A 22,809-nucleotide genomic window follows, 5' to 3' on the forward strand; every position below is an offset into this window, starting at 1 on the left:
CCAGCCTTGAGCCCGTCTGATCGCAGGTCTACTTCCCTCCCAGTTGCTCTTGGATCAGAGGGCGATGAGATCAAGCAAAGCTCGGGCGAATTGAGCCGCGAGAACGGGAAGCGATGTCTGTCACCACATATTCGGGTTCATCGCCCGCGAAGTGTTTAGCCCGGAGACATAGCTGACGCCTGTTCGGACACATCACTGACAGGTTGGCCGTTGGTCAAGCCGGGGCATGACAGTGTCGCTTGGAGAAGCGGGTCATCGCCCCACACTCCGTCATTGCGAGGAGCCCGCGACAAAATTGCGAAGCAATTTTGCGCTGGCGACGAAGCAATCCAGAATCCCTCCGCGGACAGACTCTGGATTGCTTCGTCGCAAGGGCTCCTCGCAATGACGGCGGAGAGAGCCAGCGCCACACTCCGCAGGTGCCCCGGACGCAGCGCAGCGGCCCGGCGATGCGCAGCATCGACCGGGGTGGTGCGCTGCAGAGCCGGGGCCCATCCATCCGCGTCGTGCCGTGCCGCCCTGGGTCCCGACTCTGCGCCGCAACGCTGGCGCGTTGCAGCTTGTCCGGGACACGACGACGCTGCTCAGCCCTGCCTTTCCCCTTCACAACTCTGTGTCTTTATTAGGAAACAATCATTCCCTATTGTCCCGCAATGCAAAACGCCGCCCGCAGATCGCAAGCTACCCCGCGCCCGCCCGGCCGTCCCCGGGAATTCGACATGGACACCGCGCTCGACCGCGCCGTGCGAGTGTTTTGCGAGCGCGGCTATCACGCGACCTCGATCGGGGACCTGACCGCCGCGATGCGGCTCGCCACCGGCAGCGTCTACAAGGCGTTTCGCGACAAGCAGGCCGTGTTCCTGGCGGCATTCGACCGCTACGCCGCGGTGCGCCGGGAGCAGACCCGCAGCGCGGCCGCGCGCGGCAGCAGCGGCCGGGAGCGGGTGCGCCACATGCTGCTGTCCTACGTCGCGCATTCGCAAGGGATCGAGGGCCGCCGCGGCTGCATCGTGGTCGGCGGCGCGGTCGAGCTCGCCGCGCTCGATCCCGAGGTGCGCGCCCGCGTCAACGCGCAGATCGAGACCAACGAGGCCTTCATCGCCGGCCTCATTCGCGAGGGCCAGGCCGATGGCTCGATTCCCCGCCATGTCGATGCCGACGACACCGCGCGGCTGATGATCTGCATCACGCAAGGCATGCGCGTCGTCGGCAAGGCCCGCCTGCCGCTCGACGGCGAGCGCCTGGTCGGCGTCGCGATGAAGCTGCTCGCCTGAATTCATGCCTTATTGGGGAATGATCGTTCCCGATATCTGGAGTCCATTGGAATGACGATGAATGCCACGATCGAGACCGCCCCCGAACCGGATGCGGTGTCGCAGGGCCTGACCTTCGTGCTTGCCGCGGCCTGTGGCATGGTCGCCGCCAACATCTACTATGCGCAGCCGCTGATCGCCCCGATCAGCGCCGCGCTCGGCCTGTCGCACGAGGCGGCCGGACTGATCGTGACCATGACGCAGATCGGCTATGGCGTCGGCCTGCTCTTCATCGTGCCGCTCGGCGATCTCGTCGAGAACCGCGCGCTGATCTGTTCCGTCATCATGCTCGGCGCCGCGGCGCTGCTCGCCGCAGGGTTCTCCACCCATGCGCTGCCGTTCCTGGTCGCGGCGCTGTTCATCGGGCTCGGCTCGGTCGCGGTCCAGATCATCATTCCCTATGCGGCGCATCTGGCGCCGGAGGCGATCCGCGGCCGCGTCGTCGGCAACGTCTCGACCGGGCTGATGCTCGGCATCATGCTGGCGCGCCCGGTGTCGAGCTTCGTCACCGCGGCCTCGTCATGGCACACGGTGTTCTTCGCCTCCGCCGCGCTGATGATCGTGCTCGCAGCGGTGCTGCGCCTCGCACTGCCCCGGCGCAGGCCGGTCGCGCGCATGCATTACGGCACGCTGCTGCTGTCGATGCCGCGTCTAGCCTTGAACACGCCGCTGCTGCGGCGACGCGCGCTCTACCAGGCGAGCCTGTTCGGCTGCTTCACCCTGTTCTGGACGGTGGCACCGCTCCAGCTCGCAGGCGCGTTCGGCTTCTCCCAGCGCGGCATCGCGCTGTTCGCCCTTGCCGGCGTCGCCGGCGTGTTCGCAGCTCCCATCGCCGGCCGGCTCGCCGACCGCGGCCATAGCCGGATCGCGACGCTGGTTGCGATGCTGCTCGCGGCCGCAGGCTTCCTGGCGAGCTATGTCGGCGCGCCCGGCTCCATGCTGAACTTCGCCTGCCTGGTCGTGGCCGCGATTGCCATCGATATCGGCGTCCAGGGCAACGTCGTGCTCGGCTTCCGCGCCATCTTCGCGCTCGGGCACGAGCACCGGAGCCGCCTCAACGGCCTCTATATGGCGACATTCTTCGCGGCCGGTGCCGCCGGCTCCGCAGTCGGCGCCTTCGCCTTCGCGCAAGGCGGCTGGCCGCTGGCCTCGGCCATTGGCCTCGCTTTGCCGGTCGCGGGCCTGCTTTATGCGGCGACCGAGTAGTCGCCGGCCCGGCGGAAGGGGGCGATGCGGCTGTTTACCAAGACCCGGACCCGAGGCCCAGCGAGGCCGCGGGCGCCGCAATTTCCATCTCGCGGTTTGCCTGCGGCTGTAGTACTTTCGTCTCACAAGGGCCCGGTCAACGGGCGGCGGGGGAGGCTGATGAGGCGTGCGTGGCTGTTGGGCGTACCGAGGGTACGGCCGTTGTCGTGGCAGGCGTTTCTGCTGGTAGCCGTGGTGGTCGCAATATCGGCCGCGCTTCAGGGACTCTGCGTCGCGCTCGGCGCAAAGCTCTATTTCGCGGCCTTCCTGCCCAGCATCTTCGTGGTCGGCCTCGTCGCCGGCGCGCCGGCGGCGGCGTTGACCGCGCTGCTGACCATTCCCCTGGTGTGGTGGGCGTTCATGCCGCCCTTCTTCAAGTTCAGCACGCTCTCCAGCGCGAATGCCGATTCGATCAATCTGTTCTTCCTGCTGGCCGTCTTCCTGATCGGCCTTGCCGATCTCTGCCGCGAGACGATGAAGATCATCAGCCGCGGCGGGCTGAAGCCTCCGGGCGAGAGCGCGGCAACGAATCCGCAATAGATCCTCCTGGCGCGATGGCGCGCGTTGCCTGCGCGCAACAGTCCGGCAACCATCCGCGCGCTTGCCGCGCGCCGCTAACTTTTCGAAAAAGATTTGGCCGCAGTTTCTCCCCCGGGAATGACGAGGGAGTTTTCGAACATGAACGGCCAAATCAACGGTCAGGCCAGCGGTCAAGCGATCTTGGAGAACGTGCGCCGCTATCGCGGCATCGCATCGCTCTATCGCCAGACCGCTGCGTTCCGCCCGGGCCAGAGCTGGTCGCTGCTGGAACAGGCGCAGGATTGGGAAGCGCGGGCGCTGTCGGAGCTGGAATCCTATTTCGCAGCGCGCATGGACTACGCCGCGCCGCTCGCAGCCTGATCGTTAACCATCGCTCACGATATGATCGTAAGATCGGGCGCGGGCACCACGAATTGTCCGCCCCAGGCGCGAATCCCCGCCAGCTGGGCGATGATCTCGTCCTTCAGATTCCAGGGCAGGATGAAGACGTAGGCGGGCCTGGCCGCGATCAGCGCGGCGGGATCGCGGATCGGCAGATGCGATCCCGGAAGCAGCAGTCCCTGCTTGTGCGGATTGCGGTCCACGGTAAACGGAATCAGCGCGCGCGTGACGCCGCAATAATTCAGCAGCGTGTTGCCCTTCGCGGGCGCGCCATAGGCCAGCACCGTCTTGCCCGCGCGCTGTGCTGCGATGAGAAAGTCGCGGATCATCTCGCGCTTGGCCGCCACCTTCGCCCGGAAGTCACGATAGATCGCGGGCCGGTCGAGCCCTGCGACCTCCTCGCGCCGGCGCAATCGCTCGAGCGCAGGCGAGGGGCTGCCGGCCGCCGCTTCCGTGCAGACATGCAGCCGCAGCGAGCCGCCATGGGTCGGCAATTCCTCCACGTCGAAGACGCGCAAATCATGTGCGCGAAACACCGTCTCGAGGGTCGCGAGCGAGAAGTACGACAGGTGCTCGTGATAGATCGTGTCGAACTGGATCCCTTCGATCAGATGCAGCAGGTGCGGAAGCTCCAGCGTCGCACGTCCGGTGTCGGGGAGAAGAATGCGCAGGCCCGCGACGAAATCGTTGATGTCGGGGACGTGCGGCAGCACGTTGTTGGCGACGATCAGCTCGGGCCTGTGGCCTTCGCTGCGCAGCGCAGCCGCTGCATCGCGACCGAAATAACAAATGCGGGTCGGAATGCCCCTGGCGATGGCAGCGGCCGCCGGGCCGCTGGCCGGCTCGATCCCGAGCGCGCCGATGCCGGCGCGCTGGAAATACTGCAGCAGATATCCGTCATTGCTGGCGATCTCGATCACCTCGGACGCAGGCCCGAGCCTCGCGCGGGCGATCATGTCGGCGGCATAGCTCTCCGCGTGTCGCAGCCAGCTCTCGGAATAGGAGGAATAGTAGAGATACTGGTCGAAGATGCTGGTCGCAGGCTCGAATTGCGGCAGCTGGACCAGCCCGCAAGCGCGACAGACACGAGCATGCAGCGGATAGGCCGGCTCGGCGGCATCCGTGCGCTCCGGCGGCAGATAGGAATTCGCCAGAGGCGACAGGCCGAGATCGACGAAGGTCTCGTCGAGCTCCCGCGCGCAGAAGCGGCATCGATGCCCGTGCATGACCGGATCGTCCCGTTGTGCCGCCCTGTCGCGGCTGTTAGTGAAGTCCCACAAGCGACGGAAACTCCGACAAGGTTGCCCATGATGCAACCGAAAAGGCGTGCGAGTGAACGGAGGTTCGCAACGGCGGCGTCGCGGCGCGGAGGGGCGAGATGAGGTTCACGGCGTTGGCTCTGCCTGGCGTGGTCGGGATCGACATCGAGCCGGAGATGGACGCGCGCGGATTCTTCGCCCGGCTGTTCGATACCGATGCGTTCGCGGCGCAGGGACTGCCGACGCATTTCGCGCAAGTCAGCCTGTCCCGCAACGAACGCGCCGGCACCCTCCGCGGTCTGCATTACCAGGCCAGCCGGCCGGAGGCGAAGCTGGTGCGCTGCGTTGCCGGCCGCGCCTTCGATGTGATCGTCGATCTGCGCCGCTCGCTGCCGACCTATGGACGATGGTGCGCGGTCGAGCTCGCCGCCGACCGCGGCAACGCCGTGTTCATCCCCGCCGGATGTGCGCACGGCTTCCAGACGCTCACTGACCGGACCGAGCTGATGTACTGCATCGACGTGCCCTTCGACGCGCAAGGTGCGGCCGGCATTCGCTGGGACGATCCGTCGTTGGCGATCGCCTGGCCGCTATCCGATCCGATCCTGTCCGCGCGCGACCGCGCGCTGCCGTATCTCGCATGAAACGGGTGCTGGTCACGGGCGCCTCCGGCTTCATCGGCCGTGCGCTGCTGCCTGCGCTTGCTGGTCGCGGCTTCGAGGTGCATGGCATCGCGCGCGGCGCGCAACCGGCTACGCCGGGCGTGAGTTGGTACGCGGTCGATCTCCTCACCGAAGCTGGTCGTGAGCATGCGCTCTCCGCAGCGCGGCCGACGCACCTCGTCCATCTCGCCTGGGAAGCGCGGCCGGGCCGTTATCGCGACGATCCCGTCAACCCGCGGTGGGCGGAGGCGAGCATCGATCTGCTCAAGCATGCGCGCGCCTGCGGCACCAGCCGCATTCTCGGCATCGGAAGCTGCCTCGAATATGGAGCGCAGAGCAGGCTGTGCGACGAACGCGCGAGCCCGTGCCGTCCCACGACATTGTACGGACAAGCCAAGCTCGCGACGGCCGAAGCCTATGTCGTAGCAGGCGCGACCTGGGGGCGCGTGTTTTTTCCGTTCGGTCCGCACGAGGTGGAGGCGCGCCTGATCCCTTCGCTGATCCGGAGCCTCCGCGCCGGACAAAACTTCGATTGTTCGCATGGCGGCCAACTGCGCGACTTCGTCTATGTCGACGATCTCGCGCAGATGATCGCTGCCGTGCTGGACAGTAAGCTTACCGGCGCGGTCAATCTCGCCAGCGGCGAGGTGCGCAGCCTGCGCAGCGTGATCGAGCATGTCGCAGGTCTCCTCGAGGAGCGGCATCTGGTCAGGTTCGGCGCCGTCGATGCAACCGGTGTCGATGCCGAGCCGATCCTTGCGGCCGATGTCAGCCGCCTCCGCGGTGTGACCGCGGGCATGCCGGTCGTCGGATTCGAGGAGGGGGCAGCCCGCACTCTCGCGTGGTGGTCCGATCGCCGGGCGGGGAGGGTGTGACATGCAATCCCCGCGTAGCGCACAGATGGCGGATCAGACTCGTGGCGATTACGGAGTTGTCTCGCCGCCCGTCTGTGCTAGCAACGGATCAATCGGGATATCCTTCACGTCGGCCGGGGCAAGCGATGACCACCTTCAACCGCATCTTCACGACGGAGCGCCTGCTCCAGATCATCGTGATCCTCGCGGCCACCGTTGCGATGAAGCTGATGAGCTGAGTGCCGGCGGACTATCGTCCTCCGAACTCGGGCACGTCGGGCAGATAGTTCGCCCCCTCAGAGCCCAGAAAATCGAACATCGCTTGCGCCGGCGGCAGCAGCACCTTGTCGCTGCGGCGGATTACGTACCATTGCCGCACGATCGGCAGGCCGGCGACGTCGAGCACGACGAGCCGGCCCTCGGCGAGCTCATGCGCCACCGTGTGGGCCGAGATGAAGGCGATGCCGAGTCCGGCGATCACGGCCTGCTTGATGGTCTCGTTGCTGCTCATCTCCATGCCGATGATCGGCTCGAGATCGGACCGCTGGAACATGCCCTCCATTAGCGTCCGCGTGCCCGAGCCGGGCTCGCGGGTGAGGAAGGTCTCGTGCACGAGATCGGTGAGGTTGAGGCCGGAATCCTTCTCCAGCCAGTGCCCCTTGCGCGCGACGATGATGTGCGGATTGCGGCCGAGCTGGCGGACGTCGACGGTGACGTCGGCCGGTGGCCGACCCATCACCGCGAAATCGAGGTCGTAGCCGTGCATGGCCTCGCGGATCTCCTCGCGATTGCCGATGGTCAGCTTGATCTCGATCTTGGGGTAGCGCTTGGAGAACGCCGCGATCGCATGCGGCACGAAATACTTGGCGGTCGAGACCGCGCCGAGATGCACCGTCCCGCCGGTCCGCCCCGCCAGCAGGTCGAGCGCGCCCTGGCAGTCGGTGATGGCGGCCTCGACCCGCTCAGCCAGCGCCAACACCTCCTTGCCCGCCTCGGTCAGCAGCATGCCGTCGCCGGTCCGCTGCACCAGCGGCAGGCCGGCGAGATCCTGAAGCTGCCGGAGCTGCTGGGTCACGGCCGGCTGGGTCAGCCCGAGATGGCCGGACGCCGCCGTCACGCTGCCCTTCGCCGAAAGCGCCGCGAGCGAGCGCAACTGCCGGATCGTCAGATGCCGGAGCTGGGCCGCCGCATGGCCGGGGCCATTATAAGAAAATTCTTTGACACTCATTATGAATAGAAATTTTCCTTATTAAGCTGCCCCTGTCAATCTCCTGATGCCAGGACTGACCGCGACCTGCCTCCAGAGGGGAGGGAATGGACGCGGCGCCGGCACAGGGGATGGACGCACATGACCGGGCAACTCAGGCTGGACGATCGCCTTCAACGGTATTCCGAGACCGCGCCGCACGCGCTGGCCGTGGCCGCCGCGGTCGATGCCATCGCAGCGGCGGCGATCGAGATCGCCGACCTCATCGCGACAGGCGATCTCGCTGATGCCTCCGGCCTGACCACTGGCCGCAACAGTGACGGCGACGTGCAACGCGATCTCGACGTCCAGGCCGATGCGATCCTGCGCCGCTGCCTCGGCAAGCTGCCGATCGCGGCACTGGCGTCGGAAGAGATGCGCGAGGCCCAGATCTGCGACCGCGCGGGCCGCGTCTGCATCGCGATTGATCCGCTCGACGGCTCCTCCAACATCGACATCAACATGACCGTCGGCACGATCTTCTCGATCCTGCCCGCGCCCGATGACCTCTCGCTCGCCTTCCATCAGCGCGGCTCCGCGCAGCTTGCGGCGGGCTTCGTCACCTACGGCCCGCAGACCTCGCTGGTGCTGACGCTCGGCGAGGGCGTCGACATCTTCACGCTCGATCGCAAGGCGGGCTGCTTCCGCCTCGCGCGCAGCGGCGTGCAGATCGCCGAGGCCTGCGAGGAGTTCGCGATCAATGCGTCGAACCGCCGGCACTGGGATCCGCCGGTGCGCGCCTTCATCGACGAGTGCCTCGCCGGTGTCGAAGGACCCGCCAACCACGATTTCAACATGCGCTGGGTCGGCTCGCTGGTCGCCGAGACCTATCGCATCCTCACCCGCGGCGGCGTGTTCCTGTACCCCTCGGACGCGCGCCCCGGTTACGGCGACGGCCGCCTGCGCCTGACTTACGAGGCGCATCCGATGGCGATGATCATCGAGCAGGCCGGCGGCTCCGCCACGACGGGACGCGAGCGCATCCTCGATCTCTCGGCGCAGAACCTGCACCAGCGCGTGCCGCTGATCATGGGCTCGAGCAACGAGGTGCGGCGCGTCGAGGAATTGCACTGCGATCCGCTGCTGGTTGCCAGCGTCTCGGCGCCGCTGTTCGCGCGGCGCGGATTCTTCCGGCTCTGAACGAGGTCGCGCATGTCCAGGAAGCATCCGATCATCTCGATCACCGGCTCCTCCGGCGCCGGCACCACCTCGGTCAAGAAGACCTTCGAGCAGATATTTTTCCGCGAGAAGGTCAACGCCGTCTACATCGAGGGCGACGCCTTCCACCGCTATGACCGCGCGGAAATGCGCACGCAGATGGCCAAGGAGGCCGAGCGCGGCAACAAGCATTTCAGCCATTTCAGCCCCGAGACCAACCTGTTCGAGGAGCTGGAACGCGCCTTCCGTGACTATGGCGAGACCGGCACGGCGGTGACGCGGCACTATGTCCACGACGCCGAGGAATCGGCGCTGCATGGCGCTGCGCCGGGCACCTTCACCGACTGGAAGCAGCTGCCGGAGAACTCCGACCTGTTGTTCTACGAGGGCCTGCACGGCGCCGTGGTCACCGACAAGGTCAACGTCGCGCGCTATGCCGACCTCAAGATCGGCGTCGTGCCCGTCATCAATCTCGAATGGATCCAGAAGCTACACCGCGACCGCAGCGCGCGCGGCTATTCGACCGAGGCCGTCACCGACACCATCCTGCGGCGGATGCCCGATTACATCCACTACATCTGTCCGCAATTCACCGAGACCGACATCAACTTCCAGCGGGTGCCGACAGTGGACACCTCCAATCCGTTCGTCGCCCGCTGGATCCCGACGCCGGACGAATCGATGGTCGTGATCCGCTTCAAGAATCCGCGCGGCATCGACTTCCCCTATCTGCTCTCGATGCTGCCGCAGAGCTGGATGTCGCGCGCCAATTCGATCGTCTGCCCCGGCGCGAAGCTCGATCTCGCGATGCAGCTGATCCTGACGCCGCTGATCATGCAGCTCATCGAGCGCAAGCGGAGCCTGAAGTGACTGACACCAACGACAACAACGGGAGGGCCCGATGAACATCTCGGTTCATGCCGAAGCCGACCTCAATGCGGTCGCGCACAATGATCTCGCCAACGCCGTCCGCTTCCTCGCGGTCGATGCCATCGAAACCTCGCAGTCGGGTCATCCCGGTCTGCCGATGGGCATGGCCGACGCCGCAACCGTGCTGTTCTCGCGCTTCCTGAAATTCGACTCGGCGCATCCCAATTGGCCGGACCGCGATCGCTTCGTGCTGTCGGCTGGCCACGGCTCGATGCTCCTCTACGCACTGCTGCATCTGACCGGCGGCGACGTCAGCATCGACGACATCAAGGCCTTCCGGCAATGGGGCTCGAAGACGCCGGGGCATCCCGAATATGGCCACACGCCTGGCGTCGAGACCACGACGGGACCGCTCGGGCAGGGCATCGCGACGGCGGTCGGCATGGCGCTTGCCGAGCGCATGGCCAATGCGCGGCACGGCGACGGGCTCGTCGATCACTTCACCTATGTCATTGCCGGCGACGGCTGCCTGATGGAGGGCCTCAGCCAGGAAGCGATCTCGCTCGCCGGCCATCTCGGGCTCGGCCGCCTGATCGTGCTGTTCGACGACAACGGCATCTCCATCGACGGTCCGACCTCGCTGGCGACATCCGACGACCAGCTCGCGCGTTTCGCGGCCTCCGGCTGGTCGGTGCGCCGCGTCGACGGGCACGATCCCGAAGCCGTGGCACAGGCGATTGTGGAGGAGCGGGAGACCGCAAAGCCGTCGCTGATCGCCTGCCGCACCATCATCGGTTACGGCGCGCCCGACAGGCAGGGCACCGAGAAGGCGCATGGCGCGCCGCTCGGCACCGAGCAGACCGCGCTGGCGCGCCGGGCTCTCGGCTGGGACTATCAGCCCTTCGTGGTGCCGATGCCGGTGCTCAAGGCGTGGCGGATGATCGGGCAGCGCGGGCAGGTCGATCGGCTCGCCTGGCTCGATCGCTATGAGCGCGCGACGCCAGAGCAGCGCGAGCTGTTCGTCGAAGGCAAGGCCGTCGCCCTTCCGGCCGCCTATGCGCTGGCCGCCGCGAAACTGCGCGAGCGTTTTGCCAGCGAGCGGCCGAAGCTTGCGACGCGGCAGGCCTCGCAACAGGTGCTCGATGGCATCGCTGGAACCATCCCCGGCCTGGTCGGCGGCTCCGCAGACCTGACGCATTCGAATCTCACGCATGCCAAGGCGCAGGCTCCCCTCAAGCGCGGGGCGTTCGCCGGCGACTACATTCACTACGGCATTCGCGAGCACGGCATGGCCGCCGCGATGAACGGCCTCGCATTGCACGGCGGCTTCATCCCCTATGGCGGTACGTTCCTCGCGTTCTCCGACTACAGCCGTCCCGCGATCCGCCTTGCGGCCCTGATGCGGCTGCGCGCCATCCACGTGATGACGCACGACTCCATCGGTCTCGGCGAGGATGGTCCGACGCACCAGCCTGTCGAGCATCTCGCGGCGCTGCGTGTCATTCCGAACCTTCTGGTGTTCCGTCCGGCCGACGCGGTGGAGACGCTCGAGGCCTGGGACTGCGCGCTCAGCTCCGAGAACCGCCCCTCAGTGCTGTGCCTGTCCCGGCAGGCACTGCCAACCTTCCGCAGCGATGCGCGCGGCAGGAACCGGGTCGCGCGCGGTGCCTATCTCGTCGTCTCCCCGGATGGCGGACGCGACGTGACGCTGATCGCAACCGGCTCGGAAGTCTCGATCGCGCTGGACGCGGCTCGCTTGCTCGCAACGGAGCACATCCGTGCGGCCGTGGTGTCCGCGCCCTGCTTCGCCCTGTTCGAGGAGCAGCCGGACGATTATCGCGCCGCTGTGCTCGGCACCGCGCCGCGTGTCGGCGTCGAGGCGGCCGTTGCCGGTGATTGGCATCGCTGGATCGGCCCTGATGGCGAGTTCGTCGGCATGCGCGGCTTCGGCGCCTCGGCGCCGGCCCCGGTGCTGTACCGCGAATTCGGCATCACGCCACAAAGCATCGCGGAGGCGGCCCGCCGGGCGATCGCCCGCAAGAGCCAATAAGGAGGACGACCCTTGGCACGCATTACCCTTCGACAATTGCTCGACCACGCTGCATCTCATGGCTACGCGGTGCCGGCATTCAACATCAACAACATGGAGCAGGGCATCGCGATCATGCAGGCGGCCGCCGAGGTCGACGCGCCCGTCATCATGCAGGCCTCGCGCGGCGCGCGCAGCTATGCCGGCGATCTCATGCTCTCGCACATGATCGACGCGCTGGAGCGGACCTATCCCGACATCCCGCTCTGCATGCACCAGGACCACGGCAATGACGAGGCGACCTGCGCCTCCGCCATCGCCCATGGCTTCACCTCGGTGATGATGGACGGCTCGCTCAAGGCCGACGCCAAGACGGCGGCCGATTACGACTACAACGTCGCGATCACCCGCCGCGTCGTCGATCTTGCGCACTGGGTCGGTGCGTCCGTCGAAGGCGAGCTCGGCGTTCTGGGTTCGCTCGAACATGGCGGCGGCGAGCAGGAGGATGGCCATGGTGTCGAGGGCCAAGTCAGCCACGACCAGCTCCTGACCGATCCCGATCAGGCCGTCGATTTCGTCCGCGCCACCAAGGTCGATGCGCTCGCGATCGCGATGGGCACCTCGCACGGCGCCTACAAGTTCAGCCGCAAGCCCGATGGCGACATCCTGGCGATGCGGGTGGTCGAGGAGATCCATCGTCGCCTGCCGAACACGCATCTGGTGATGCATGGCTCCTCCTCGGTGCCGCAGCCGTTGCAGGACATGTTCAATCAGTTCGGTGGCGAGATGCCGCAGACCTGGGGCGTGCCGGTCGAGGAGATCGTGCGGGGCATCAAGAGCGGCGTGCGCAAGGTCAATATCGACACCGATTGCCGCCTGGCGATGACTGCGGTGTTCCGGAAAGTCGCCGCGCAGACACGCTCCGAGTTCGATCCGCGCAAATTCCTCAAGCCCGCGATGGACGCGATGCGCGAGCTTTGCCGCGAGCGCTTCGAGCAGTTCGGCACCGCAGGCCACGCCAGCAAGATCAAGGTCGTTCCCTTGAGCGAGATGGCGCGGCGCTACCGCGCCGGCGAGCTCGATCCGCGCATCGATGCCCGCGAGCCGGTGGCAGCCTGATCAATCAGAAAGAGAAGAGACAGGAGAGAGACATGAATGCACATGCAGGCACCGTCCGCGGCAAAGAACGCTATCGCTCCGGCGTGATGGAATACAAGCGCATGGGCTATTGGGAGCCCGACTATACGCCAAAGGACACCGACGTCATCGCGCTGTTCCGGGTGACCCCGCAGGAGGGGGTCGATCCGATCGAGGCCTCTGCGGCAGTGGCTGGTGAGTCCTCGACCGCGACCTGGACCGTGGTGTGGACCGACCGCCTGACGGCGGCGGAGAAGTACCGCGCGAAATGCTACCGGGTCGATCCGGTGCCGGGCTCGCCGGGTTCGTACTTCGCCTACATCGCCTACGACCTCGACCTGTTCGAGCCGGGCTCGATCGCGAACCTCTCGGCCTCGATCATCGGCAATGTGTTCGGCTTCAAGCCGCTCAAGGCGCTGCGGCTGGAGGACATGCGCTTCCCGGTCGCCTATGTGAAGACGTTCCAGGGGCCTGCGACCGGCATCGTGGTCGAGCGCGAGCGCCTCGACAAGTTCGGCCGGCCGCTGCTCGGCGCAACGGTGAAGCCGAAGCTCGGGCTGTCGGGCCGCAACTACGGCCGCGTGGTCTACGAGGCGCTGAAGGGCGGGCTCGACTTCACCAAGGACGACGAGAACATCAACTCGCAGCCCTTCATGCATTGGCGTGATCGTTTTCTGTACTGCATGGAGGCCGTGAACCGGGCCCAGGCGGCGTCGGGCGAGGTCAAGGGCACCTACCTGAATGTCACCGCGGGAACGATGGAGGACATGTACGAGCGCGCCGAGTTTGCCAAGGAGCTCGGCTCGTGCATCGTCATGATCGACCTCGTGATCGGCTACACCGCGATCCAGTCCATGGCCAAATGGGCGCGGCGCAACGACATGATCCTGCATCTGCATCGCGCCGGTCACTCGACCTATACGCGGCAGAAGAGCCACGGCGTCTCGTTCCGCGTCATCGCGAAGTGGATGCGGCTCGCCGGCGTCGACCACATCCATGCCGGCACGGTGGTCGGCAAGCTCGAAGGCGATCCCAACACCACGCGTGGCTACTACGACGTCTGCCGTGAGGACTTCAACCCGACCAAGCTCGAGCACGGCCTGTTCTTCGACCAGAACTGGGCGAGCCTGAACAAGATGATGCCGGTTGCGTCCGGCGGCATCCATGCCGGCCAGATGCACCAGTTGCTCGACTTGCTCGGCGAAGACGTCGTGCTGCAATTCGGCGGCGGCACCATCGGCCATCCCATGGGGATTGCGGCCGGTGCGATCGCCAACCGCGTGGCGCTGGAAGCGATGATCCTCGCCCGCAACGAGGGCCGCGACTACGTCCACGAAGGTCCGGAGATCCTGGCGAGGGCAGCGGAGACCTGCACGCCGCTGAAGGCGGCGCTCGAGGTCTGGAAGGACGTGACGTTCAACTATCAATCCACCGACACGCCGGACTTCGTGCCGACGGCGCTCGAAACCGTCTGAGGAGTTTTGACAATGAAACTGACCCAGGGCTGCTTCTCGTTCCTGCCGGATCTGACCGACGACCAGATCACCAAGCAGGTGCAATATTGCCTCACCAACGGTTGGGCGGTGAACATCGAGTTCACCGACGATCCCCATCCCCGCAACACCTATTGGGAGATGTGGGGCCTGCCGATGTTCGACCTCCAGGACGCCGCCGGCGTGATGATGGAGCTCGCGGAGTGTCGCAGGGTGTATGGCGACCGCTACATCCGCATCAGCGGCTTCGATTCCAGCCACGGCTGGGAATCGGTGCGGATCTCCTTCCTGGTCAACCGGCCGCCTGATGAGGCCGAGTTCGAGCTGGTGCGGCAGGAGGTCGGTGGCCGGGCGATCCGCTACACCACCGTGCGCAAGCACGCCGCGCACGCGTCAACTTAAGTCATCCGTTTCCGCACGGAGCTCTCCCTGCTCCGGATCCTTGGCGGACCAACTGCTTCGCCGCCTCCCTCGCGGCGAAGCCCTTTTTTCCGAGGTCCCGATGCTCGATGTGCCCCACGCCACCACGACTGAGCCCAACGAGACCCAATTCGACCTCCGCAAGGAGGCTGAAGCGGCCGGGATCACCGACACGCTGCAGCAGCTCGAGCAGGAGCTGGTCGGGTTGAGGCCGGTGAAGAGCCGCGTGCGCCAGATCGCCTCGCTGCTGCTGATCGAACGTATCCGGCAGCGCGCGGGCCTCGCTTCCGCACCGCCGACGCTGCACATGTCGTTCACCGGCAATCCCGGTACCGGAAAGACCACGGTCGCACTGCGCATGGCCAAGATCCTGCACGGCCTCGGCTTCGTGCGGCGCGGGCAGGTGACCTCGGTGACGCGCGACGATCTCGTCGGTCAGTATATCGGTCACACCGCGCCGAAGACGAAAGAGATCCTGAAGAAGGCGATGGGCGGCGTGCTGTTCATCGACGAGGCCTATTACCTGCATCGGCCCGACAACGAGCGGGACTACGGCCAGGAGGCGATCGAGATCCTGCTTCAGGTGATGGAGAACCAGCGCGAGGATCTCGTCGTGATCCTCGCCGGCTATGGCGAGCGCATGACGAGCTTCTTCGCCTCCAATCCCGGCTTCCGCTCGCGCATCGCCCACCACATCGAATTCCCGGACTATGCGGAAGAGGAGCTGCTCGTCATCGCCGAGCTGATGCTGAAGGAACGGGGCTATCGCTTCTCGACGTCGGCGCGCGAGGCCTTCGAGAAATACATCGCGCTGCGCCGGACCCAGCCGTTCTTCTCCAATGCACGTTCGATCCGCAACGCGGTCGACCGCATCCGCTTGCGGCAGGCAGATCGCCTGGTGTCCGATCTCGACCGCATGCTCGATGTCGCCGATCTCGAAACCATCGATCCCATGGACGTGCTGGCGAGCCGCGTCTTCAGCGGCGGCACTGAAGCGCGGAGTGCAAAGCCATGACACGAGAGATCGTCATCGCTCCCTCGATCCTGGCCGCGGATTTCGCGCGCCTCGGCGAGCAGATCGCGGCAATCGACGCGGCCGGCGCCGACTGGATCCATTGTGACGTCATGGATGGACATTTCGTGCCGAACATCAGCTTCGGCGCAGATGTCATCAAGGCAATCCGGCCGACGACGAAGAAGATCTTCGACGTGCATCTCATGATCGCGCCTGTCGATCGCTATCTCGAAGCGTTCGCGAAGGCGGGGGCCGATTTCATCACCGTTCACGCCGAAGCCGGCGCTCATCTCGACCGTTCGCTCCAGGCCATCCGTGCGCTCGGCAAGAGGGCCGGTGTCAGCCTGTGTCCCGCCACTCCCGAGAGCGCGATCGAGTATATCCTCGATCGCATCGATCTCGTGCTGGTGATGACGGTCAATCCAGGATTTGGCGGTCAGTCGTTCCTCGAATCCCAGCTTCCGAAGATCGAACGTATCAAAGCCATGATCGGCGACCGGCCGATCAGGCTCGAGGTCGACGGCGGCATCACGCGCGACAATGCCGCGGCGGTGGCAGCGGCCGGCGCCGATACGCTGGTGGCGGGTTCCGCGGTATTCCGCGGCAAGAGCGCTGCCGACTATGCCGCAAACATCGAAGCCATTCGCATCGCTGCCGCGACGGGACGGGGTCCGACTCTGCGAGAGGATGCTGTGCAGCCGATGCGCCTTAGCGAAAGCGCGCGCACCCGGTAGACTACGGATGACTTCGCCAAGCGCGCGCTGAGGTATCGAGTGCCTCGGCGATAAGTTTTCCCGGGATCCTACGGGGAATTTGACACGAGTCGGCGATCCCCTTCATGCCGGGGTAACCAACGGTGTCGAAGTAAGCGCCCGATTAACGGCGACGCAATGCGCCGCTCCACAATCTGTGGTTCAAGAGCTGCAGAGGGCGTGGGATGCACATTCGATATCTTCACTGGAATGCTGCCCATGGCTGGCGCGGAGCGGAGGCGCTGCGCGAGCCACCCCAACTCGTGCTCTATTTCGGCAGCCGTGAGCAACTCGCGGACGGCGATCGCTATCGCGAGCTTCGCGGACTTCATCCCGACAGCCATGTCGTCGGCTGCAGCACCGGTGGGCAGATCCATGGCGACGACATCTGCGATGACGAGATCGTCGCGGTCGCCGTGCGCTTCGCCCATACGCAGGTACGGCTGGTGCAGGAGGTCGTCGAGAGCCGCGATGCGTCGCGCGCCTGCGGCGCGCGTCTTGCCCGCCAGGCGCTGTCATCGGATCTGGCCGGCCTGTTCGTCCTGTCGGACGGACTGGCGGTGAACGGCGGCGAACTGCTTGCCGGAATCACCGAGGTTCTCGGACCGGATCTGCCCGTCACCGGCGGACTCGCCGGCGACGGTTCTCAATTTGCACAAACGATCGTCGGCGCCGACGCGGAGCCGTCGCCGAACCGCGTCGCAGCGATCGCATTCTACGGTGCCTCGTTCCGCTTCGCGCATGGCTGCGCCGGCGGCTGGGACGTGTTCGGGCCGCGCCGCAAGGTGACGAAGGCGCAAGGATCCGTGGTCGTGGAGCTCGACGGTGAGCCGCCGCTGGATCTCTATACCCGCTATCTCGGCGAGGAGGAGGCCGCGGCCATGCCGGGTTCGGGCCTCGCGTTCCCCTTGCGCATCCACGACGAGGCCGAGCCTAGCCGGCAGATCGTGCGCTCGGTGTTCGCGGTGGACCGCAACGCCCGCACGTTGACGTTCGCGGCGGACATTCCGGAAGGATGCACCGCGCAGTTGATGCGCGCCAATTTCGACAGTCTCGCCGCAGGTGCCGGCGAGGCCGGCCGGCAGGCGCGCAGCGCACTCGCGGACGAGATTGCCGGGGACAAGCTTGCGATCCTGGTGAGCTGCACCGGCCGCCGCAGGGTGATGGGGCAGCGCACCCAGGACGAGCTGGACGCCGTTGCCGCCGAACTCGGCGATGATGTCGTCCGGATCGGATTCTACTCCTACGGCGAGATCGCCCCGCCGGCCGCATCCGGCCGCTGCGAACTGCATAACCAGACCATGACCGTCACGGTCATCGCGGAGGCGGCGGCGTGACCATGCATCGGCTACTCGCCAGGCAAATCCGCCAGTCGACGGACGAATCCGGCAAGGTCGACCTGACCAAGCTCGGCGAGCTCGTCAGCGCGGCCTATGAGGAGAGCGATTGCGATCGCCGCCGCACCGACCGTGCGATCAAGCTGATGATCGAGGAACTCGAACAGACGCATAAGCGCGCCGAACAGGATCTGGGGCGGGCGCGCGAATTCCTCGACAGCATCATCGAGAATATTCCGATCGCGGTGTTCGCCAAGGATGCGAAGGACTCCCGCTACATCCTGCTCAATCGCGCCGGCGAAGAATATTACGGAATGCCGCGCGAGGAGATGCTGGGCAAGACTCCGGAACAGATCTTTCCGGACAAGATCGCCCGCGTCGTCAACGAGCAGGATCGCCGTGTCGTCGACAGCGGCACGCCGATGTTCCTCGAGGGGCATCTGCTCGAAGTCGGCGTCAAGGGCCGCGATCGTCTGGTCAATTCGCGCAAGCTGCTGATCAGGGACGGCGGCGGCGCGCCGCAATATCTGGTCGGCGTGATCGAGGACGTCACCGAGAGGATCAGGAATGAGGCGCGGATCAGCCATCTTGCGCATCATGATGCGTTGACCGACCTGCCGAACCGCAGCGCCTTCAACGCCGCGCTCGGCGAGCGGTTGGAGCAGGCGCAGGAGGCGGCGACCAGTTTTGCCGTGCTCAGCCTCGATCTCGACCGCTTCAAGGAGGTCAACGACGTGTTCGGTCACCCCGTCGGCGACATGCTGATGCGGGCGGCGGCGGACCGGCTCGCCGCGGAAGCCGACGGTGCCTTCGTGGCCCGTATCGGCGGCGACGAGTTCATGATCCTGATGCCGGACGACATCAGCCGCGAGGACGTTCTCGGCCTCGCCGAACGGCTGGTCGAGACCATCGGCACGGAACTCGAGGTCGACGATTATCTGCCCCATGTCGGCCTCAGCGTCGGCATCGCGTTCTATCCGGATGACGGCGTGAACGCCGCCACGCTGCTCGCCAACGCCGATTCGGCGCTCTATCGTGCCAAGCGCGAGGGCAGGGGGCGGGTCCGCTTTTTCGAATCCGAGATGGATCAGGAGCTGCGCGACCGCAGGCTGTTGCAGCACGATCTGCGGCAGGCGCTGGAGCTGAACCAGTTCCTGGTCTACTTCCAGCCGCAGGCCCGGGTGGATGGCGAGGTCATCGGCTTCGAGGCGCTGCTGCGCTGGAATCATCCGACGCGGGGCTTCGTGCCGCCGGATCAGTTCATTCCGCTGGCCGAGGAGAACGGGCTGATCGTCGAGATCGGCGAATGGGTCTTGCGCGAAGCGTGCCGCGAGGCGGCCTCCTGGTCGCGGCCGTTGCAGGTCGCCGTCAATTTGTCGCCGGTCCAGTTCCAGGCCGGCGATCTCGAACGTTCGATCCACCAGATCCTGCTGGAGACGGGGCTGACGCCGACGCGGCTCGAGGTCGAGATCACCGAGGGCGTTCTGATCGGCGACTTCAACCGGGCACTCAATCTGCTGCGCCGGCTGAAGGCGCTCGGCGTCCGCATCGCGATGGACGATTTCGGCACCGGCTATTCCTCGCTGTCCTATCTCCAGTCGTTCCCGTTCGACAAGATCAAGATCGATCGGGGTTTCATCTCCAATCTCGAGGCGACGCCGCAATCGGCCGAGATCGTCCGTGCGGTTCTGAGCCTCGCGCACGCCCTGCATATCCCGGTCATTGCCGAAGGGGTGGAGACGGAAGCGCAACGCGCTTTCCTGGCGCGCGAGGCCTGCGAGGAGATACAGGGCTATCTGGTCGGCCGGCCCGACCTGATCGAACGCTATCTCGACCTGGTCGGGGTGACCGTGGAGCGCCGGCTCTACGCCTAGCCGCTCGGTCGGTGGGGCGTTCCGGACGTCAGTCGGCGCCCGTTTGGAACCTTGGGCCGGAGATATATTTCCTAACAACAAGGCGAGGCCAGGGGCGCGGGTGAGCGCAGCAAATCTTTTGCACAATCGCCATCGGCCTGACGTAAATTGGAGTAATAAGCTTCGCGAGTGCGAGGGAGGGTCTCATGGAGAACGTACGTCGCTACCGGGCGCTGGCGTCCCTCTGTCGTCAGCAGGCGGCCTACCGGCCGCTCCAGAACTGGCAACTGCTCGGCCAGGCCGAGCATTTCGAATATCTTGCCGAGGTCGCGCTCAAGGCGCATTTCGACGCGTGCAACGTGAAGCACGACGAGGCCGCCGAGCCGCCCGCGACCTGGGAGACCCCGGTCGCGGCGTAACGGTTCCCGGTCGTCTCAATGCGACATCAGCGTCGGCACCGTCATGGCTTCCAGCATGGCGCGGGTGACGCCGCCGAGAACGCGCTCCTGCAAGCGCGAATGGCCGTAGCCGCCCATCACCAGCAGATCGAGGGCCTCATCGGCCGCCAGCGACAGGATGGTCGGCTGGATGTCGGCGCGCGTCGCCGACAGGCTGATCGTGCGGGTCGAGATTCCGCGCCGCCCGAGATGCCTTGCGAGATGGTTCGCTGAAGCCTCGTCCGAAACCGCCTTGGCTTCGTTGACGGTGATGATCACGACCTCATCGGCGCGCGCCAGGAATGGAGCGGCGTCGTGCACGGCGCGGGCCGCGACACGGCTGCCGTCCCAGCAGATGCCGATCCGTCCCGGATTGAACGCGCCGTGGAAGGTATAGGGCAGGAACAGCACCGGGCCACCTGCCTGGAACAGGATCTCGCCCGGCACGTCGTTGTCGAACGAGCCGTGCGCCGGCTCGGGCTGAAGCACGACGCTGAGGTCGTGCAGTCGTGCCATCTCGCCGAGCGAGCCGGCTGCATCCGCCGGGATCGCGCCGAGCGGGCGGCAGGCGTAGGCGATGCCGGCGTTCGCCGCTTCGATCTCGAACACGGAAAGCGCGGCTTCGGCCCGCTCCACGGCGCGCTCGCGTTCGAGCTCGAACACGGCGGCGACCGCAGCGCCGCCCTCCATCACGTAGGCTGCACTGGTCGCGACATAGCCGACCGCAACGGCGTCGAGATGGGCGTTGAACTGTGCCGCGAGCGAAACCGAGCCATCGATTGCCGGACGCATGGGGCGTTCGGTTGGGATGTGGACGAGAATGTCTTTGTACATGGGGCGCCTCCGATGAAAATCCGGGGGCAGTTTTCCACTGCCGGAGGGACCCGCGTTGAGCTGCATCAAATGCGAGGGCCGACCTCGCCGCCGGCGGTCCTGCCAAGGTTCTTTGCCAAGATTTAATCGGATGGACGGGACATCGTAAGGTGACGATGTCCATGTTGGAGGCAAGGCGACACCTTCCAACATGGACATTTCGACATGAACGATCGCGCCAATTCCGACACCCCGACGTCCCGCAAGATCTTGAGGCCGCGCCGGCTCGCGCTGCTCGGCACCGTGGCCGCGCTCGGCGTGGCCGTGCTGGCGGCCTCTCCCGGCTCTTCGAAGTTCGCTCCGGGTTCCTTCATCGCACCGGCCCAGGCCGCGGAATCCGCCGCGACCCCGCCGGGCTTTGGTGACCTCGTCAGCAAGGTCAAGCCCGCCGTCATCTCGGTGCGCGTCAGGATCGACCAGGACAACGACCAGAGCGCCATGCTGCAACAGAACCGGATGGACCAGGACGAGCAGACGCCGTTCGACCAGTTCTCGCGGCAGTTCGGCTTCCGCTTTCCGGGCGGTCCGAACGGCATGCCGCGCCAGCGCCATCAGATGATCACGGGCGAAGGCTCCGGCTTCTTCATCTCGGCCGACGGCTATGCCGTAACCAACAACCACGTCGTCGACCACGCCGCGTCGGTGCAGGTGACGATGGATGACGGCAAGACCTACACCGCGAAGGTTGTCGGCACCGATCCGAAGACCGATCTCGCGCTGATCAAGGTCGACGGCAAGACGGACTTCCCGTTCGTCAAGTTCTCCGATCAGAAGCCGCGCATCGGCGACTGGGTAGTCGCGGTCGGCAACCCCTTCGGTCTCGGCGGCACCGTGACGGCCGGCATCGTCTCGGCCAGCGGCCGCGACATCGGCAACGGTCCGTATGACGATTTCATCCAGATCGACGCGCCCATCAACAAGGGCAATTCCGGCGGTCCGGCCTTCGACATGAGCGGCAACGTGATAGGCGTGAACACGGCGATCTTCTCGCCCTCCGGCGGCTCGGTCGGCATCGGCTTCGACATTCCGGCTTCGACCGCAAAGCTTGTCGTGGCGCAGCTGAAGGACAAGGGCGCGGTGACCCGCGGCTGGCTCGGCGTGCGGGTGCAGCCGGTGACGTCGGACATCGCCGACAGCCTCGGCCTGAAGGAGGCGCGCGGTGCCATCGTCGACAATCCGCAGGACGGGAGCCCGGCGGCGAAAGCAGGCATCGTGGCCGGTGACGTCATCACCGCCGTCAACGGCACTCCGGTCAAGGACTCCCGCGATCTCGCGCGCACCATCGCTACGCTCGCCCCCGGCAGCTCGGTCAAGCTCGACGTCTTCCGCAACGGCGGGACCAAGACGCTGACGCTCGCACTCGGCGAGTTGCCGAATGAGCGGCAGGCCAAGGCAAACGGCGGCGCCGACGAGGGCAGGGAGCAGCCGGGCGCCGGCACACCGCGCCTCGGGCTCGGCCTGGCGCCGGCCGGTGAAGTCCAGGGCGCCGGTCAGAAGGGCGTCGTGGTCACCGAAGTCGATCCGCAAGGGCCGGCGGCGCAGCACGGCATCCAGACCGGCGATGTCATCCTCAATGTCGGCGGCAAGGCCGTCGCCAATGTCGGCGATGTCCGTTCGGAGCTGGCGCAGGCCAAATCGTCCGGCAAGCGCAGCGTGCTGTTGCAGGTCAGAAGCGCTGAGGCGACGCGGTTCGTCGCGGTGCCGCTCGCATAAGGCGAACGACCATTCCCACCCATCCAAAAGGGCGGCCCTCGGGTCGCCCTTTCCTTTCGCCTTCAGGACTTGCGCGGGGGGGGGCGATAACATTCTCGTTAACGGCAGCGATGGTGACCCGGTTCATACGAAAAAGCCGTGTTCGCCCCTCACATTCCGCATCGTGCAACTCTGCTGCGGCAACGACGCCGCGAAGGACTGGGTTGCAAGCGTGGAACTTCG

General features: G+C 66.1%; 21 protein-coding genes. 18 read left to right on the top strand and 3 right to left on the bottom strand.

All coding sequences use genetic code 11. The annotated features are described in order from the left end of the window. Positions 1-719 precede the first annotated feature (719 nt). The 4 genes from Q0743_RS27540 (at position 720) to Q0743_RS27555 (ending at position 3,458) form a co-directional block, all read left to right on the top strand. Complete coding sequence (locus tag Q0743_RS27540; protein ID WP_298244617.1) at positions 720-1,274, top strand: TetR/AcrR family transcriptional regulator; 555 nt, start codon at positions 720-722, stop codon at positions 1,272-1,274. Positions 1,275-1,325: 51 nt separating this feature from the next. After that, positions 1,326-2,519: an MFS transporter gene (locus Q0743_RS27545; protein ID WP_298244618.1), complete on the top strand. Its 1,194-nt coding sequence runs from the start codon at positions 1,326-1,328 to the stop codon at positions 2,517-2,519. 159 nt (positions 2,520-2,678) lie between these two features. Continuing rightward, positions 2,679-3,098 (top strand): DUF4118 domain-containing protein, encoded by a 420-nt coding sequence (locus tag Q0743_RS27550; protein ID WP_298244619.1) that lies wholly within the window; start codon positions 2,679-2,681, stop codon positions 3,096-3,098. A 150-nt stretch (positions 3,099-3,248) separates the two neighbouring features. Next, positions 3,249-3,458, top strand: a complete 210-nt coding sequence (locus tag Q0743_RS27555) for a hypothetical protein (RefSeq protein ID WP_298244643.1) — start codon at positions 3,249-3,251, stop codon at positions 3,456-3,458. Between the two features lie 14 nt (positions 3,459-3,472). Here the strand turns inward: Q0743_RS27555 and Q0743_RS27560 are convergent, their stop codons facing one another. Beyond that, on the bottom strand, positions 3,473-4,705 hold the full coding sequence (locus Q0743_RS27560) for a class I SAM-dependent methyltransferase (RefSeq protein ID WP_298244620.1): 1,233 nt from the start codon (positions 4,703-4,705) through the stop codon (positions 3,473-3,475). A 152-nt stretch (positions 4,706-4,857) separates the two neighbouring features. Between Q0743_RS27560 and rfbC the strand changes: the two genes are divergently transcribed. Both rfbC and Q0743_RS27570 read left to right on the top strand, forming a co-directional pair. Further along, positions 4,858-5,382 carry a dTDP-4-dehydrorhamnose 3,5-epimerase gene (rfbC, locus tag Q0743_RS27565; protein ID WP_298244621.1) on the top strand — a complete coding sequence of 175 codons (525 nt, stop codon included), beginning with the start codon at positions 4,858-4,860 and terminating at the stop codon, positions 5,380-5,382. After that, complete coding sequence (locus Q0743_RS27570) at positions 5,379-6,275, top strand: NAD(P)-dependent oxidoreductase (protein ID WP_298244622.1); 897 nt, start codon at positions 5,379-5,381, stop codon at positions 6,273-6,275. The genes rfbC and Q0743_RS27570 overlap by 4 nt, the downstream gene beginning before the upstream one ends. A 229-nt stretch (positions 6,276-6,504) precedes the next feature. On the opposite strand, the gene Q0743_RS27575 is transcribed toward Q0743_RS27570, so the two are convergent. Next, on the bottom strand, positions 6,505-7,482 hold the full coding sequence (locus Q0743_RS27575; protein ID WP_298244623.1) for a LysR family transcriptional regulator: 978 nt from the start codon (positions 7,480-7,482) through the stop codon (positions 6,505-6,507). Between the two features lie 120 nt (positions 7,483-7,602). On the opposite strand from Q0743_RS27575, the gene Q0743_RS27580 reads away from it, so the two are divergent. From Q0743_RS27580 to Q0743_RS27630, 11 genes are all read left to right on the top strand, one after another. Beyond that, the gene (locus Q0743_RS27580) at positions 7,603-8,640 is read left to right on the top strand and encodes a class 1 fructose-bisphosphatase (RefSeq protein ID WP_298244624.1); all 1,038 of its coding nucleotides are present in this window, start codon (positions 7,603-7,605) and stop codon (positions 8,638-8,640) included. A gap of 12 nt (positions 8,641-8,652) precedes the next feature. Next, positions 8,653-9,528 (top strand): phosphoribulokinase, encoded by an 876-nt coding sequence (locus Q0743_RS27585; RefSeq protein ID WP_025034584.1) that lies wholly within the window; start codon positions 8,653-8,655, stop codon positions 9,526-9,528. Positions 9,529-9,559: 31 nt separating this feature from the next. Then, entirely contained in the window at positions 9,560-11,578 is a 2,019-nt protein-coding gene (tkt, locus tag Q0743_RS27590) for a transketolase (protein ID WP_298244625.1), read from the top strand. Between the two features lie 12 nt (positions 11,579-11,590). Further along, positions 11,591-12,676, top strand: a complete 1,086-nt coding sequence (gene fba / locus Q0743_RS27595) for a class II fructose-bisphosphate aldolase (protein WP_298244626.1) — start codon at positions 11,591-11,593, stop codon at positions 12,674-12,676. Between the two features lie 32 nt (positions 12,677-12,708). Then, positions 12,709-14,169, top strand: a complete 1,461-nt coding sequence (locus Q0743_RS27600) for a form I ribulose bisphosphate carboxylase large subunit (RefSeq protein ID WP_298244627.1) — start codon at positions 12,709-12,711, stop codon at positions 14,167-14,169. A 12-nt stretch (positions 14,170-14,181) separates the two neighbouring features. Next, complete coding sequence (locus Q0743_RS27605; RefSeq protein ID WP_298244628.1) at positions 14,182-14,589, top strand: ribulose bisphosphate carboxylase small subunit; 408 nt, start codon at positions 14,182-14,184, stop codon at positions 14,587-14,589. 100 nt (positions 14,590-14,689) lie between these two features. Further along, complete coding sequence (cbbX, locus tag Q0743_RS27610; RefSeq protein ID WP_298244629.1) at positions 14,690-15,622, top strand: CbbX protein; 933 nt, start codon at positions 14,690-14,692, stop codon at positions 15,620-15,622. Beyond that, a complete protein-coding gene (gene rpe / locus Q0743_RS27615; protein WP_298244630.1) occupies positions 15,619-16,356 on the top strand; it encodes a ribulose-phosphate 3-epimerase in 738 nt (245 codons plus the stop codon). The genes cbbX and rpe overlap by 4 nt, the downstream gene beginning before the upstream one ends. A 203-nt stretch (positions 16,357-16,559) precedes the next feature. Beyond that, positions 16,560-17,711 carry an FIST N-terminal domain-containing protein gene (locus Q0743_RS27620; RefSeq protein ID WP_298244631.1) on the top strand — a complete coding sequence of 384 codons (1,152 nt, stop codon included), beginning with the start codon at positions 16,560-16,562 and terminating at the stop codon, positions 17,709-17,711. Between the two features lie 2 nt (positions 17,712-17,713). Beyond that, the gene (locus tag Q0743_RS27625; protein ID WP_298244644.1) at positions 17,714-19,585 is read left to right on the top strand and encodes an EAL domain-containing protein; all 1,872 of its coding nucleotides are present in this window, start codon (positions 17,714-17,716) and stop codon (positions 19,583-19,585) included. A 185-nt stretch (positions 19,586-19,770) separates the two neighbouring features. Then, on the top strand, positions 19,771-19,983 hold the full coding sequence (locus tag Q0743_RS27630; protein ID WP_298244632.1) for a hypothetical protein: 213 nt from the start codon (positions 19,771-19,773) through the stop codon (positions 19,981-19,983). 15 nt (positions 19,984-19,998) lie between these two features. On the opposite strand, the gene Q0743_RS27635 is transcribed toward Q0743_RS27630, so the two are convergent. Continuing rightward, complete coding sequence (locus tag Q0743_RS27635) at positions 19,999-20,835, bottom strand: universal stress protein (protein WP_298244633.1); 837 nt, start codon at positions 20,833-20,835, stop codon at positions 19,999-20,001. 204 nt (positions 20,836-21,039) lie between these two features. Here Q0743_RS27635 and Q0743_RS27640 point away from each other — a divergent pair, with 204 nt between their 5' ends. Next, positions 21,040-22,587, top strand: a complete 1,548-nt coding sequence (locus Q0743_RS27640; RefSeq protein WP_298244634.1) for a Do family serine endopeptidase — start codon at positions 21,040-21,042, stop codon at positions 22,585-22,587. Positions 22,588-22,809: the final 222 nt, after the last annotated feature.

Origin of the sequence: uncultured Bradyrhizobium sp. (assembly GCF_936943645.1) — a bacterium.
GTDB lineage: Bacteria > Pseudomonadota > Alphaproteobacteria > Rhizobiales > Xanthobacteraceae > Bradyrhizobium.

Coding starts and splice junctions, on each gene's coding strand:
- Q0743_RS27540 (WP_298244617.1), top strand. CDS start 720: ATGGACACCGCGCTCGACCGCGCCGTGCGAGTGTTTTGCGAGCGCGGC.
- Q0743_RS27545 (WP_298244618.1), top strand. CDS start 1,326: ATGACGATGAATGCCACGATCGAGACCGCCCCCGAACCGGATGCGGTG.
- Q0743_RS27550 (WP_298244619.1), top strand. CDS start 2,679: ATGAGGCGTGCGTGGCTGTTGGGCGTACCGAGGGTACGGCCGTTGTCG.
- Q0743_RS27560 (WP_298244620.1), bottom strand. CDS start 4,705: ATGCACGGGCATCGATGCCGCTTCTGCGCGCGGGAGCTCGACGAGACC.
- rfbC (WP_298244621.1), top strand. CDS start 4,858: ATGAGGTTCACGGCGTTGGCTCTGCCTGGCGTGGTCGGGATCGACATC.
- Q0743_RS27570 (WP_298244622.1), top strand. CDS start 5,379: ATGAAACGGGTGCTGGTCACGGGCGCCTCCGGCTTCATCGGCCGTGCG.
- Q0743_RS27575 (WP_298244623.1), bottom strand. CDS start 7,482: ATGAGTGTCAAAGAATTTTCTTATAATGGCCCCGGCCATGCGGCGGCC.
- Q0743_RS27580 (WP_298244624.1), top strand. CDS start 7,603: ATGACCGGGCAACTCAGGCTGGACGATCGCCTTCAACGGTATTCCGAG.
- Q0743_RS27585 (WP_025034584.1), top strand. CDS start 8,653: ATGTCCAGGAAGCATCCGATCATCTCGATCACCGGCTCCTCCGGCGCC.
- tkt (WP_298244625.1), top strand. CDS start 9,560: ATGAACATCTCGGTTCATGCCGAAGCCGACCTCAATGCGGTCGCGCAC.
- Q0743_RS27600 (WP_298244627.1), top strand. CDS start 12,709: ATGAATGCACATGCAGGCACCGTCCGCGGCAAAGAACGCTATCGCTCC.
- Q0743_RS27605 (WP_298244628.1), top strand. CDS start 14,182: ATGAAACTGACCCAGGGCTGCTTCTCGTTCCTGCCGGATCTGACCGAC.
- cbbX (WP_298244629.1), top strand. CDS start 14,690: ATGCTCGATGTGCCCCACGCCACCACGACTGAGCCCAACGAGACCCAA.
- rpe (WP_298244630.1), top strand. CDS start 15,619: ATGACACGAGAGATCGTCATCGCTCCCTCGATCCTGGCCGCGGATTTC.
- Q0743_RS27620 (WP_298244631.1), top strand. CDS start 16,560: ATGCACATTCGATATCTTCACTGGAATGCTGCCCATGGCTGGCGCGGA.
- Q0743_RS27625 (WP_298244644.1), top strand. CDS start 17,714: ATGCATCGGCTACTCGCCAGGCAAATCCGCCAGTCGACGGACGAATCC.
- Q0743_RS27630 (WP_298244632.1), top strand. CDS start 19,771: ATGGAGAACGTACGTCGCTACCGGGCGCTGGCGTCCCTCTGTCGTCAG.
- Q0743_RS27635 (WP_298244633.1), bottom strand. CDS start 20,835: ATGTACAAAGACATTCTCGTCCACATCCCAACCGAACGCCCCATGCGT.
- Q0743_RS27640 (WP_298244634.1), top strand. CDS start 21,040: ATGAACGATCGCGCCAATTCCGACACCCCGACGTCCCGCAAGATCTTG.